This is a genomic window from Saliphagus sp. GCM10025317 (assembly GCF_042663665.1).
Classification (GTDB): Archaea; Halobacteriota; Halobacteria; order Halobacteriales; family Natrialbaceae; genus Natronosalvus.
In genome coordinates this window covers 34053-47568 of record NZ_JBHTAQ010000004.1, presented here as the reverse complement: position 1 = coordinate 47568, position 13516 = coordinate 34053, and the positions used below count along the sequence as shown (strand labels likewise).

The 13516-nt window shown below is 57.2% G+C and carries 11 protein-coding genes; 2 read left to right on the top strand and 9 right to left on the bottom strand.

Annotated features, from left to right (window positions below):
- Positions 1–137 precede the first annotated feature (137 nt).
- The 9 genes from ACFQS4_RS01385 to ACFQS4_RS01345 form a co-directional block, all read right to left on the bottom strand.
- Entirely contained in the window at positions 138–845 is a 708-nt protein-coding gene (locus ACFQS4_RS01385; protein ID WP_497903307.1) for a DUF6339 family protein, read from the bottom strand.
- A complete protein-coding gene (locus ACFQS4_RS01380; RefSeq protein WP_500191904.1) occupies positions 842–1825 on the bottom strand; it encodes a hypothetical protein in 984 nt (327 codons plus the stop codon). Before ACFQS4_RS01380 ends, ACFQS4_RS01385 begins: the two co-directional genes overlap by 4 nt.
- Before the next feature lie 5 nt (positions 1826–1830).
- On the bottom strand, positions 1831–3822 hold the full coding sequence (locus ACFQS4_RS01375; RefSeq protein WP_497903305.1) for a hypothetical protein: 1992 nt from the start codon (positions 3820–3822) through the stop codon (positions 1831–1833).
- Positions 3823–4288: 466 nt separating this feature from the next.
- On the bottom strand, positions 4289–5338 hold the full coding sequence (locus ACFQS4_RS01370) for a ribbon-helix-helix domain-containing protein (RefSeq protein ID WP_497903304.1): 1050 nt from the start codon (positions 5336–5338) through the stop codon (positions 4289–4291).
- A gap of 1 nt (position 5339) precedes the next feature.
- Complete coding sequence (locus ACFQS4_RS01365) at positions 5340–6050, bottom strand: DUF6339 family protein (RefSeq protein WP_497903288.1); 711 nt, start codon at positions 6048–6050, stop codon at positions 5340–5342.
- Positions 6047–6775 (bottom strand): hypothetical protein, encoded by a 729-nt coding sequence (locus tag ACFQS4_RS01360; RefSeq protein WP_497903303.1) that lies wholly within the window; start codon positions 6773–6775, stop codon positions 6047–6049. Before ACFQS4_RS01360 ends, ACFQS4_RS01365 begins: the two co-directional genes overlap by 4 nt.
- Positions 6733–7032, bottom strand: coding sequence for a hypothetical protein (locus ACFQS4_RS01355; RefSeq protein WP_500191897.1), 300 nt, complete (start codon positions 7030–7032; stop codon positions 6733–6735). Before ACFQS4_RS01355 ends, ACFQS4_RS01360 begins: the two co-directional genes overlap by 43 nt.
- The gene (locus ACFQS4_RS01350; RefSeq protein ID WP_497903302.1) at positions 7029–8909 is read right to left on the bottom strand and encodes a hypothetical protein; all 1881 of its coding nucleotides are present in this window, start codon (positions 8907–8909) and stop codon (positions 7029–7031) included. The genes ACFQS4_RS01355 and ACFQS4_RS01350 overlap by 4 nt, the downstream gene beginning before the upstream one ends.
- A gap of 453 nt (positions 8910–9362) precedes the next feature.
- Complete coding sequence (locus tag ACFQS4_RS01345; RefSeq protein ID WP_500191895.1) at positions 9363–10472, bottom strand: DNA cytosine methyltransferase; 1110 nt, start codon at positions 10470–10472, stop codon at positions 9363–9365.
- Between the two features lie 132 nt (positions 10473–10604).
- Here ACFQS4_RS01345 and ACFQS4_RS01340 point away from each other — a divergent pair, with 132 nt between their 5' ends.
- Positions 10605–12500, top strand: a complete 1896-nt coding sequence (locus ACFQS4_RS01340) for a hypothetical protein (protein WP_497903283.1) — start codon at positions 10605–10607, stop codon at positions 12498–12500.
- Positions 12497–13516 (top strand): hypothetical protein, encoded by a 1020-nt coding sequence (locus ACFQS4_RS01335; RefSeq protein WP_500191893.1) that lies wholly within the window; start codon positions 12497–12499, stop codon positions 13514–13516. Before ACFQS4_RS01340 ends, ACFQS4_RS01335 begins: the two co-directional genes overlap by 4 nt.

Genomic DNA, 13516 nt, shown 5'->3' with positions numbered 1-13516 from the left:
GTGCAAGGGCGAGCGTACTGGTGAATACGATCATCGTGAAAGTGCAGCTGAGGTTGACTGCCTTCGAACTGGGGTTCGAAACCAGATCCTTCAGAACGCCTCGCTGCCATACATTGAATCCTGTACGAAAAACGCCGTTAGGAGACGAACTCGAGGATTCGATCGAGTTGGTCTTCGAAATCCTCGCGACTTCGAGAGTCCATTTGATACGTCGAGAGCGACTGGTTGAACCGCCGTCCAACAGCGGAAATGGTCGTCCCGGATTCCGAGTGAAGGGTGTCCACGAAGGCGAGTGCAGCGGGCCGGCAACGATTGAATTCACTGTCTAGAACGTAATTTGCGACACGTTGCTTGTTGTACATCTTGTGAGTGCCGTAGTAGTGGTCTGTCGCTGGATCGTAGGTCAAGTGGGCTCCCCACCAAAGCCGAGCCATTTGATTCGAGTAAAGGTCACTTTGTTCGCCGAGGAGCTTCTCTTTGAGATCACCATGTCCGAGCCAACGAATCACGACGTAGTCGGGGAATTCGACGAGTGTGAGGTACTGCCAGACGCCAATCTGACCCGCGACACGCGGGGGTATCTTGTAATACTGGTGCACGAGTGGGGCGAGTACCGAGTCCATCGCCGATCGCTGCGTGTCGATATTTGGATCGAAGACCGTGGTGGCACGTTCGATTGCCTCCTCCAGCGAGTCTATGTCAGTACTAGCCTCCGGGACTGACTCGTATTCGACGTGGTCTTCCAAGTCGGTTCTCAGTGCGAGTACTTCGTCTCGAGAGGTGAATTCATCGTGCTCTTCTACCATATCGCGGCCGGCGTCTGTGAGTCGTGGAATGTCAGTCATGGTCTGAAGTCGGTGATGAATTTGTTGAGTTGTGAGGCTTGATCGAGATACAATTGAACGGCGACGTTGAGTTCGCGAATGAAACTCCGGAGTTCGTCGGGTTCAGACACAACCTCACCGAGATTCTCGACTGTCTCCTCGTACGAGGCGTCCTCGTAGAGGTACGGACCGATCTCTTTGATCAAGCCCTCCTGCCATTCGTACTGTGGTTCGTCGGATTCGGCGATCGTCGTTGCCGTATGAATGACGAGCTGTATCCAGGTCGACGTGCCTAATTCCGCCTTGATAACGTTCTTCAGATATGCATCGAAGCTGTAGAACGTCTTGGTTTCGAGTACGTCCACTATCGGCTGGTTGAGCATATTGACGAGAACCGCCGGCTCTCGTGGATTCTGCTTGAGCAGGTGGACTGCACCCTCTGGATAGTCGCCATCGGAGAAGTCTCTGTACAGGAACGGGAAGCCAGTGCCACTCTCCTCGGGTTCGTCTACGTGGACTTTCCAAACGTCACCACCTGCGATACGCATACCCCCTTTCGGCGCGAACGGTAACCCGCTGGAGACACCGTCCGTCGTAACGATTCGCGGAGTCAGTGTCACGGTATCGCGAAAGAGCTTTGCCTCGAGCTCTATCGGTTTCGTATACGTCCCAGCGGTTAGTGGCTCGTCCTCGACGACTTCTTGGTAACGCAGGTGTGTCGACTTCGATTCGACGACTACGACGAGTTTGGCATCGTACGGGGCGTCGCCCTCACACACGTGGTTCAAGTCTCGGTCAGAGATCGACAGCGACAGCGAGAGTTGTGCCCGCTCCCAGGGCTGGTACTTGTAGAGTGGTAGGGTTGGAGCGTCTGTCTCGGGCTCGGAGGGATCAGTTTCGTCGACGCTGTACTCGCTGATCTGGAGATCTATCGCGTCTTCTCGATAGCGATACGGGAGGTCGTCGGCGTTAGCAGATGCACGTCGGATATCGGTCGGCATACGAGTTATCCCTCCATGATTTCGGCACTGATTTTAACCTTCGTTTGGGTGGCTTCGCCGACATCGAAGAGTTTCTCCGGATCTCGAGAGAGCCCGTCTAGCTTTTTCGAATCTCCTTGGAATGCGACAACGTCGGCCGTCCCATCGGCTTCGAGATGGGCGATTCCGTCGGCATCGAGCGAATCCTTGGCCTCTCCTTCGACGACTTCGAATTCCTCGATCGGGATCGAATCACCCTCGTGTCCTTGACTGTCGAGTCGCAGGAGTTCGACCGTGAGTTTCCAGTCGCCGTGGTCTGGCTCCCTGGGGCCACCTTTAGCGAAGAATTGCCACTTATCGTCGTCGATCCAGACGTCGGGCCGAGTTTCCCACCTGAGGGCAGAGCCCTCGCCATTGACGGTATCTCGGCCGTCCATTATCGGGAGGATGTCGTCCATTCCCGGCACTTCGTCACCAGAATCGATATCTTCCTGAACGATGTCGTTGATCACTGCTTCGAGCCGCTCACCCTTCAACGCGTTAATCTCGGCCGTGATAGTCCCGATGTAATATTCGTTGAGATAGTCGTTGTTAGAGCCAACCCAGTCGTCGTGTTGTGTGGGTTCGGACCTCTTGAGGAATTTTTCGAGAGCCCTCTGTGCATCCGTTACGTCCTCGCCAGGAGAGGTCTGGGCTTCACCGGCAACCATCACCGCAGCGAAGTCTTTGCCGCGGTTGGCAGCTCGAGACATATCGACGTAGTCGACGATCATCTGTGCCCCGCGGAGTCTCGCTACGCGGTTGATCCCCAGTTCGTCGTCGTCGTCCGTTTCGAAATCAGTGCGGTCACTCGGGGTGAGATGACGTACAACGAGGTCAACAGCGGTTTGGTAGCCGCTGTGTGGATCCTCGTCCACAGTGTCTGGGTCTTCGCGTGGGATTTCGATCGGGACTCCTCGTTTCACGAAGCTGCCAGCGCCACTCAGTTCCGTATCGGTGATATCGAAGTATTCGCTGTAGCACTCGACGTACGGTTTGACACCGGGTGCATCGTCGAGTGTCGCCTCCGTTCGGGTACCGTCTGGAGTTTTTACGTGGACCTCCAGTTGGTCTCGCACCATTGCCGGCCAGAAGTATTTCACAGATGCGTGGCGGAACGAGGCGGCTAACTCTTCCATGTCGGGGTCGAATCCCTCGCCCGGAATGCGGAACCCCACGACGCCAATACTCGTACCGTAGTTGTCAGTAGGTCGGCTCACAGAGAGCGTGTCTGCGAGTCTCTCTGCGTCGTCGAGGTCGCCCCAGAGCGAGCTTGGACGACCGATGTCGTCGATGCGGTCGGGGTCGTCTCGACCATACCAGCCGTGATTCGTGTAGTGTGTCGTTTCTGCTTCGTCAGTGTGTGCTGGGACGATTGTACGCCCAACGAGCCGCGGCGGTTCGCTTCCACCATCGGAGGGCAAGGTGTCGGGGTGTGAATTGAACAGAACTGTCGAAAGCCCTGAAAAAGCCCAGAGAACTGTCTTGCCGAGGCCCTTGCTCCCGCCTGAACTGGATCCCGGTTTGTTCGTACTGCCGAAGTCTTTGACGAGAGAGGCGTACGGTTCCTTCGTGTCTGTTTCGCTTCCTCGGAGACCGGTCGTATGTTCGTCGTGAATGGTCAGGACGGTGAGACTGTCGCCGTCAAAGTGATTGAGAAACCGTTTGAGCCCGGGGTCACGGGCCTGGTCGTTTTCGATTGCGCGCTTTATGTGCCACCGGAGATCTTCCGGGCTGTCCCCGTGCTCGTCCCAGATGAGTGTCTCTAAGAATTCCTCGAGGTCGCTCCCTCTGAGTGTCGTAAAGTCGAACGTGACCTTGACAGGCTCTTCCCCGGGGATACCCTGGTCGTTCGCGTTTTGCAGGACTTCACGAACGAACGTTTCGAGAGTGCTGTCCAAGGCGCTCTCGGTGGGATTTTTGTGATATTCTGTTATTCCCGATTTCTGCTCTGGAAATTTCCAGATTGGAGTCGCCATTAGTGTGACGCTATTTCGCGGGCAGCTATGAATATATAACGGCGAGGATAAGACCACCTATATTAAACATCTTCCGTATTAACGGCCGAGAAGGTACGAGATCGGCAACCTCGACCTGTTGAACTCGGATATCGTTAGCACGAGAACGGCTCGGTTATCGGAAGAATTGACGGTTGTTTGATAGGAGGCTTGGATCAAAACGAGGTAGGGAATCAAACGAAGAACTTGAATCGAGGATGTTTAGACGCTGAGACATATTTGGAGTGTGTGGAAAATCTGATCGGATGACGAGGTGAGAGTCACTTTTTAGAACGTGCCGAAATGAATGTGGTGCCTATGTGACGAGACTCTCGTGATCTCTATTTGGAGAGCGTCTGGATATGAGGTTGTACTCAAGAACGTCGATTCTCGACCCTGCGACATCCTGAGTTGATCCGTCGACTTACCTACTCCAGATACGGTAGCCTCACAGTAATTCGGTTCCACCTACTTCGGTGACCTCGTAGCCGATCCCACGGGCCCCGACACGCCTCCGAGACACCAAGCCGAGTTCGCACATACGGCCGATGAGGCCAGATCGAATCGTACTCGCCTGTGCAGACGACCAATCGTCAGATAGTTCACCGACGCGTTCACTCAACGGGTCTGGACGGTCGACTCCCTCTACGATAGCATTCGCCACGAGTTCCATCGCCTCGTACTCGGCTGGATGTTCACTGGCGACGTGGTCGAGATAGAACTGCCGTTCATCGTTAGAGAGGGACGAGTCACTCGCGAGATCCTCGTCGAGGATGGGATTCTCTATTCGAGCAAATTCGAAGCCGGCTTCGGTGATGCCGAACTCTTCGGTGTCGGGATCAATATCGACGAACTGTAGATTCGGGGGGGCACCCGTGAGGTTCCTACTCGAGTCGATCTGACCGACGAAGTGAGTCTTGAATCGGTCTAACGAACGCTCGACTTTGTCTCCGGTCGGGAACGCAGCCGAGAACTTCTCTCCACGACCACGACCCTTCTCGTCGTCTATCTCCTCTAGCCGGAGACCGTACTCACGGGCCACTCTCGCCGTTTCGTTGCGGAACTGCTGGTACGAGACTCCGTCTGACTCGGTCTCGGCCAGGACGACTGCGAGCCGACGAACCGACAACTTCATCGGGAAGATACGGTTGTATTGGCCCCAGAGAGGCCCCATATCTATTCTCTCGGCGTCCGACGGGTCGACCGTAGTTACGTCGAAGTCGAACGTCGAGAGATCTTCGAGATTCGACCGGTCTTCGCTCCATTGTGTCGACTGGGTGAACGACGGTTGTTCGGTGGTTTGCTCGCGCTCGGGCGGGCCTCCTGCCTCTATGGCATCACCGAACGACATCAGGGTCTCTTGCTCGCTCGATTCCAACTTCAGCTGTGTGCGGAGCGCTCGCTCGAGGAACTCCTCGGGGCTCTCGTAGTTACCCTCTTGGACCGCCGAACGGATGTCATCGACGAGCTCTGGCGGGATATCGACGACGACGCGCATCCTACGAACACTCCCTGTAGATCTCTTCGACGATCTCTTTCAACTGAGGGTCCGAGAGGTGTTCTTCGCTCGTCACCGACCACTGGTGGCTCACCGACTTGGCGGTGTCCTCGACGATGTCGGCGTCCGGCTCGGCACTAGCGATACTGCACAAGACGCGCCCAGTACGGGGTCGTCGAAGGTCCATGCGGTCGAAAATCCGGTTCGACTTGTACGCTTCCTTGAGGATCTCCTCTGTCACCGAGTAGTCGTCACCGTCCCGACTGAACTCCGCCATGAACCACAACCGCGAGAACGCGTTCGTGTACAGGTCCTGTGTGGAGCCCAAGAACTTCTCGGTCATCGACCTGTGCGTACGGTTAGCCCCATCACGCGGCCACCGGTATCGCACGAAGTCCGGCCGCCATCCGATCGCGAGATAGTGCCAGATCCGTGGATCACCCGCCTCCCGGAGCGGGATATCGATGAACTCTCGAACGGCCGGGGCCACGGCGGCATCGATTGGTTCGTCACCGCGGTCGAAGTCACTCTCTGGCCCGATGACGTAGTCGATTACCTGTCCGAGTGCGCTGAGGTTCGCGGTCAGATCAGTGTCGGTTCGATACTCGGACAGCTTCTCGTCCGAGAATTCGAAGTCGTCATCTCTCATCAGCTCCTCGGTGACGAGGAGCGAGGCGTCGTCGCTGAGTCGGTAAAGTGTGTCTTGGCTCATAGGCTGAGTTCTAGTACGCGTTCGAGGTCTTCGTGTGGTGTTCGACGTCGCTGTACCGTAGTGGCGATCTGGTTGACGGTCTCCGACAGTGTGCCGGTTTCTAACATCTCCTCGACCTCGTCTGGCGACTTCTCTTCGAACAACTCGTCGCACACTTCGGTCAACATCCGTCTCTGCCAGGGGTACTTCATCTCACTGTGGACGACGTAGAGTTCTGCAGCTTCGAGGACGAACTGCGTCATGATCTGCGTACCCAGTAGATCGACCACCAACTGGCGGACCCTCCCACGTGCGTGTTGGCCCTTGTCCTCGAAGAGTGGAGGAACGAAGCCGTGATCCGAGTTGATGTACAGTTTCGGCTTGGCTTCGTCGCTCAGATCCAGGTACCACATATTCCCGTCGTTGGCTGGGAAGGGTGCATCCGTGAACGACGTTGGAATCGTCGGCAGTTCGTTCGATCGACCGCTGGTCGGCGGGTCTACGTCTACTGTGCCAATCGGGCCGTGAGCGAGTTTTCGGCCAGCTCGTTCGGCGAACGGTGGACCGCTGTGACCTGTGGGCTGACTTCTGAGCGGTTTCGTCCGTACCAGCAGGGGAGTCAGTTCGAGACGGCCCCGGAGATCGTCGTACTTCAGTTCAACCGAGTCTGTGTACTCCCCCGGCGAGAGGGGTGCGTTCTCGATCACGCTCTCGAACCGGTGGTGGTTCGTCGGGCAGTATCCCACGACGACCAGTGCACCGTTGTGAGGGGAGATGCGGGGAAGACTCTCTCGAGGGTACTCTTCGAGACGGATATGCTCACAGTGAGTTCACTCGTCTCCCACTCTTCGTCCTCGTCCGTGAGGTCCAATTCTATCGTATCACCGAGTGACAGTGTTGTCCCGCTGCCGAGTGTACACTCAACGTAGTCGAACTCGAGGCTCTCTCCGGCGTATCTGTAGGGACGGGTATCGACTCGTTTGCTCCCACGGTCGCTGCTCATGCCGAACCACCACCCGTCAGGTCGTACTGGAAGTCCAACCGTGTTCGCCCGGCCAGGATTTCGTCACCGACAGAGTCCGAAGACAGTTCGAACCTCGCACTCGTCGTATCCTGGTCGAACTCGAACGTGATCTCACCGTCGTCCACACTCCTCCCCTCCTGTTGCGGTGAGCTACCGTCCGCGACGTCGATCTGGTCTATCGTCTTGTTCGATCCGTCGACTTCGTCGATCGAGACCGTCACGCTCCACGGGCCAGACGGGGCAGTGTCGAGTTCCAGCTCACCCTCGTACTGGTGGGCCCCATCGAACCAGCTGTCGACCCACACGACGTCGAACGGTAACGAGCCACCACCACCACCACCGCCTCCGCCTCCTTCTCTAGTAGAGCCGTGTTCGTCTTCGAAGAACGGGAACTCCGACCCTAAGGTGCCGACGCGTTCGTCGTCGTCTGTCTTCGCTGCGCCCAGAATTTGCTGGAGTGTCCGTTTGACGTCGGTCTTCAGGAACGAGACGATCCGCTGTGACGGATTGTCGTCCTCGTATGCGTTCGCCAACTTCTGCGTGGGTTTCTCCCACGTGTCGTGTGCCTCCGGTTCGGCATCGCGGAAGAAGGACTCGATGGCTCGGTCTGCAGCGTCGGGCAGGTCGTCCGCTTCCAGACCTACCTCGTGTTTGGCCCCTCCTGCGAGTAGAAGAGCGTGGAAGTCCTTTCCGGTCGTCCGGGAGACGGAGCCGTAGTTCCGATACTTCACTACGTGTCGTGCCCCGCGGAACATCGCGACTTTGTTTCGGTGCTTGCTGAGGTCGGTGTCGTCGTCGGCCAGCCTGACGACTAGTACGAGCTCTCCCGTTGTGCCAGGCTCAGATTCCGTCGGTGGCACCTCGAACTCCACCGTCTCTACGGCAACGGTCCCCGGTTCCCCGAAATCGGGGTCCGGGTTCTCCCGGGACTCGTACCCTTTCACGTACGGGGCAGCCCTGTCGACACCCTCGGGTTCGACAGTGCGGGGAGACGTGTCGCTCGGACCTTGCACGGTGACGTCGATTCCGTCGTCGACGATGAGCGGCCAGTAGTACCTCGCCGCGGCCTCGTAGAGCCCGTCGACGATCTCTTCCGGGTCTCTCGTCGCTCGCGTCGGCTCTCTGAACCCGACGATGAGGGCCGTTGTTCCGCGTTCGTCGGGACGGTCGACACGAAGCGTCTCGGCCAGGCCATCGGGAATCTTATTCATCGCGACCGGTCGGTCGTGACCACTGTCGTGGATACCGATCCACCCACCACCCTTGTACTCCTGGCCGCCCAGTTCGTGATCGGGGAGATCCAGCCGTCCGACGAGTTTCGGGTCGTCGCCTTCTGGTTGGCTGTGGAACAGGACCAATTTGAACCCGGAGAAGGCCCACAGTACCGAGGCGCCTACTCCGTGGACGCCACCGCCCTGTTTCTTGGTCGAGTCCCCGAAGTCCTTGACTAGTGATGCGTAGTTCGTCCCACGACTATCCTCGTTCCCTTCGAGCCCGACGGCGTTCACGTCTTCTACGCCGAGGATCCACAGTTTACCCCCGTCAATTTGGTCGATCATCTTCTGGACGCCCAGTTTCTCGTCGTCATCTGCTACTGCCTCGAGGTGGGGTTTGAGAGTGGGCCAGTCGATCGCGTCTTTGAAGTCGTCCAGCTCCCCTCCCTCCTCCAGTATCTCGAGGAAGAAGTTGATCCCTGGCTTCTCTCCGTCTTGTCGTGCGTCGTAGACGTTTTGGATTAATTCGCGGGGGAGTGTCTCGAGCACCGAATCCAACGCGAAGTCGGTCTGAGGCAACCCGACGAACGAGTCCTCGGACTTCAGCTCTTTGAACGCCGCGTGTAGTTGTCCTGTTCCCATGTGTATGTGCGTGTTCTATGTGTATGGGGGGCGAATATATAAGGTTTTCTTCAGTGGCGCACGCTAACCGATTCGGCCATCAGGTCGGACAACGTTGGGATAAACGCCACCTAATCTACTAGCTTCCGGCGCTCATCACCCAACTCGTGCGAAGATGGTATTTACTTCTCGCACGCTCGTTCCTGTGTGTGATGTGTGTATGGATACGACCGCGTGTGCATAGGGTTACAGAACATCGAGGAGAAAGCCAACGACTGAAGTCGTGTGGAGGATGTCAAGGTGTAACCGTCGTACGATCCACGTGGTTCCCTCCTGGTCGACGTACCGTCGTCAGTCGTCAACGATGAGCTCTCCGTCACCCACGTTCTCGTCACGGTTCCGCCCTCGCCCCGGTGTCGAAGAGCGAGTTTTTTGGACGAATTCCCGTACCCTGTTCGAGGGCGCCCTAATCTCCTATGCAGGACCGACGATCGAAGTTCGAGGCGTTTCGACGCCCACCTTCTCGCAGATACTCCTTCCGGCTAACTCGGCGAGTCGAGGTGGGACTGCGTTCCCGATCAGCCGACCGAGATTATTGATCCCCACGTCGTCCCACTCGTCGTAAAAGTCGTAGTCCTGAGGGAACGTCTGTAGGAGGGCACCCTCGAGGATGGAGAGCGCGCGATCCTGATCGGTGTCGTAGTGGCCGAAGCGGCCGCTCCCGTAGTTGTAGAACTGCGTGGTGATCGTCGGAGCTGGTTCGTCTGGTCGCAGTCGACTGTAAGGTGTCTTGTACGACCGACCGCTATCTCGTTTGTGGCAGTCCGCGAGTAGGTGATCGAGACCGTTCTCTTCCCAAACACTCCAGTCTTGGCCGGGTTCTATGTTTCGTATTCGCTCGAGGTTCGTGTCTGATAGATCTCGAGCCCTGTGTAGCTCTAACTCAGGATGAGCCTCGCCTGCATCGATCGGAGGGAGGTGACCGATCGTTTCACGTACCGTTGGATATTCATCCTCGTCTTCGTATATCGGACTCGGTAGTTCGATCGCCCCCTCTTTCGACGCAATGAGTACCCACCGCTTCCGTTTCTGTGGGATCCCGTACTCTGGACAGTAGACGTTCTTGTTCTGATCGGAGTTCAGTGCGTACCCCAATTCCTCGAGACGTTCTTCGAATTCTTCGTAGATCCCGTCGTTGCGTACCTGCAGCACGTTCTCGGTGACGAGGACGTCCGGTTCGACGTACTCCACGATCTTCTGTACCGAGTTGAGAAGGCCCCACTTGTCGTGGTCCTCTCGGCCACCGGCTCTCGAGTGTCCCATCGTAGAGTACGGCTGGCACGGGGCACAAGCAGCCAGTACGGTCAAGTCGGACTGGAAAGGGTACATTCTCGCGACTCGCTCGGGATTGTGTGCAAGTGCCTCGACGTCTGCATCTACGAACTCTGCGTTAGTATTCTCCGTATAAGGATAGCGACCCGCTCGCGCGTTATCGATGCCTGTCGTTACGTCGATTCCGGCGCGTTCGAGACCATGTGTCATACCACCAGCACCACAGAAGAGATCGACTGCGGATATATTCATAGCAGCCACTTTCGCCAGGAGCTACATTAAGGTAGTGACAACGGAGACGAGTGGACGATAGTGGGAAGTATCATATGGCTCGAGGCTACAACTCACGAGATAGATTCAGACGGCTACTTCGAATACACATATATGACAACAGTGAAAAATGTTCCTGACACCGTTTCTGAGTGGTTCTTCTTCAGTGGTGGACCAGGTGCGCCGCGGTACGGTGACGACCCGACGAAACACGCTGTGGACCACGACACGGAGAGTTTCGTCAGGGAAGTGATCCAGAACGCCAACGACCAGCGACTCGACAACGACGAGCCTGTCGAGATCCGATTTCGCTTTCTCACTCTCACCGGAGATGAACGCGAAGGTTTTCTGAAAAGGATCGGTTGGGAGACGGGTCTGCGTGACCGTCTCCAGACCGTCTCGGATAGAGATACAGGGAGAGGTTACGATCGATTTCTGGAACGACTCGCCGATTCCGACGCCGAACTCCGTTTACTGGTGATCGAAGACCGAAATACGACTGGCCTCACGGGACGATGGTCCGAGGACTCGAATTACGCCGCGCTCGTGCGTGACGAGCTCTACAGTAGCAAGCAGGGAGATACTGCTGGTGGGTCGTACGGACTCGGTAAATCTGTCTTGTGGACGTTCTCCGGTGCTTCGACAGTACTGTTCAACTCGTCACCAGTCACCACTCCCGACGAAGTGGTCCCGCCCCGATTCGTAGGCCGAACGAAACTCCCGACCCACGAACTCGGAGACGTGACCTACCAGGGCGCGGGATGGTTCTGCAATCCACTGGAAACTGACGAGGGGATCCGTCCTGCGTCGATCTGGGGAGCGGACGCAGTGAATCTGGCTAATCGACTCTACCTGGAGCGGCCAGAGGGGAGCGGCACCAGTATCATGGTCGTCGGGTACCGGGATCCGACCCGGGACACCAGACCGGAGATCGAAGATCTGGCAGACGAGTTCGTAGAGGCCGCAGTCAAGTACTTCTGGCCGGCAATGCAGAGAGGAGATCTGCGTGTCACGATCGAGACGCCGGAAGACGAGTTCGAGGCGAGTGTCGAGAACGTACCCGCTATCCAACCCTTCGTGGAGTGCTTCGAGCAGAGGAACGAGGGCCAGGGTACCTTGGACCAACCCGGAGACGTCGCCGGTGTAGACGTCCCGATGAACCTTCCAGCTCGAGCAGACGAGACCGAGACTCCGGACGGGAGTGTCAGACTCGCAGCCCGTCTCGCCTCACCTGCCGACGACGGCACCTATCTCAACAAAGTCGCTCTCTTTCGGGGAGCGGGAATGGTCGTCAAATATCACGACCAAAGCCGTGTTGCATTCGGAGATCGAGACTTCCACGCCGTACTCGCGTGTGGTGAGGCACGACACGACGGTTTATCGACGAGAGCAGACCAGGAGATCGACCGTTTCCTCCGCTACGCAGAACCACCCGAACACGACGAGTGGATCTCCACCGAAAACCTACGCGAAAAGTACAGGCGAGGGTTCCGAACAGCACTGGACGACATGTTCGGTACGCTCCGTGATGGGCTTCGACACCTGATCGCTCGGAGCGACGGTAGTGGGGAGTCACTCTCTCGACGAGTGCGCAAACGATTTCCTATCCACGACGTCAGGAACCACCGCCGATCCGTCAGCGAGCCCACTACAGTCTTCGACATCGACAGCACCTCGTCGTTCGAGGACGGCCGGTGGACCTTCGAGGGCCGAATCGAGGTCACCGAAGACGAGTTCGAAGGGTGGAGTGTCGACATCTCGATGAAAGGGGTCGGTGAAGACGGCGGGACCTACGGGCAGGTGCCGATCGAATCGGTCTGGACGTCCGACGACGCCGTCACGAAAGAGTACGAAGATGGAATTGCCAGACTCGTAGCAGAGAACGGGGCTGCAGAGATCGACTTCGAGGGCGAATCTTACCCGGTCGGGGACGGAGACTCTTCGACAGTTACGGTGGGAGAAACGCGGTTAGACATTCGAGCCGAACTAAGAACTCGGAGAGGTGAGTGACCGTGGAGCGATTGTCACAACGTTACCGTACGACTTCACTCCCCCACGCCTATCTCGGCAACGGGTTGAGTTTCGAACTCGACGAATACTCGATTGACGGGAGTGAAAAACGGTCCTTGGAGCTCAAGGCAGGTCAGACGACGATCCCGATTCCACCGGACGAAGACCGAGACGAGTGGGAGACGGTAGAACTGTTCGGTTCAGTGGAGCTGACGGAGTCTACCGTCGAGAGCCTCTTTCCACCGGATGAGAGATCTGCGCCGCCTGCGAGGCTGTTCGTGGTGATCCAGTGCCACGAGACGATTTACCGCGACAAAGTAGTGGTACGAGAACCACCAGTAGAGCCACAGAGCTACGGTTTCGGGATCGAACTCGACCGTGACGAATTCCGGGACAAGGTGGAACTCCGGCCACATCTCGTACGGACAGAGTCGACGGATCACGACGGGAAGTACGCGACAGAAGAGCATCTACGCGTGGCGAGTGGAAAGACGTTCACTGCGTTGGTGGACCCCATTGAAGACGAGGGAGAAGCGTGGATCGACGGTGAAGAGGTCAGTTTCTCTCAGACACCTCACCTCCCCGATGGTGAGAAAATCTACTACCTCGACTTCCGAAACGAAGCACGGCCGAAACTGTGGCTCAACACGGACTACCCTCGTATCACGGACATCCTCCAATCGGAGGGGTCCGTCGGCGCAGAACCTCGTATGCGAGACGTGCTTCTGGACCAGATCGCTAACCCCGTGTGGACCCAACTCATATTACGCGCAGGGTGTGCAGTCGACGACAGCGGAGAGGTAGAACATCAGTGGCAACAGACCGTCCTCGAGTCGTTCGCCCGTGATATTTACGAGACCGACGATACCACGGAAGCAGCACTCGCGCTCCGCCGGGACGTTCGTGATCCGGACTCGCTCCCAGAAGTGATGTCACGTATCGACCGTGAACTGCAAGATTACCTCGAACCAAGGACTCAACTGATCAATCTCATGGAAGAGGGCCTCAAGATCTAA

Coding starts and splice junctions, on each gene's coding strand:
- ACFQS4_RS01385 (WP_497903307.1), bottom strand. CDS start 845: ATGACTGACATTCCACGACTCACAGACGCCGGCCGCGATATGGTAGAA.
- ACFQS4_RS01375 (WP_497903305.1), bottom strand. CDS start 3,822: ATGGCGACTCCAATCTGGAAATTTCCAGAGCAGAAATCGGGAATAACA.
- ACFQS4_RS01340 (WP_497903283.1), top strand. CDS start 10,605: ATGACAACAGTGAAAAATGTTCCTGACACCGTTTCTGAGTGGTTCTTC.
- ACFQS4_RS01365 (WP_497903288.1), bottom strand. CDS start 6,050: ATGAGCCAAGACACACTTTACCGACTCAGCGACGACGCCTCGCTCCTC.
- ACFQS4_RS01380 (WP_500191904.1), bottom strand. CDS start 1,825: ATGCCGACCGATATCCGACGTGCATCTGCTAACGCCGACGACCTCCCG.
- ACFQS4_RS01370 (WP_497903304.1), bottom strand. CDS start 5,338: ATGCGCGTCGTCGTCGATATCCCGCCAGAGCTCGTCGATGACATCCGT.
- ACFQS4_RS01350 (WP_497903302.1), bottom strand. CDS start 8,909: ATGGGAACAGGACAACTACACGCGGCGTTCAAAGAGCTGAAGTCCGAG.
- ACFQS4_RS01355 (WP_500191897.1), bottom strand. CDS start 7,032: ATGAGCAGCGACCGTGGGAGCAAACGAGTCGATACCCGTCCCTACAGA.
- ACFQS4_RS01345 (WP_500191895.1), bottom strand. CDS start 10,472: ATGAATATATCCGCAGTCGATCTCTTCTGTGGTGCTGGTGGTATGACA.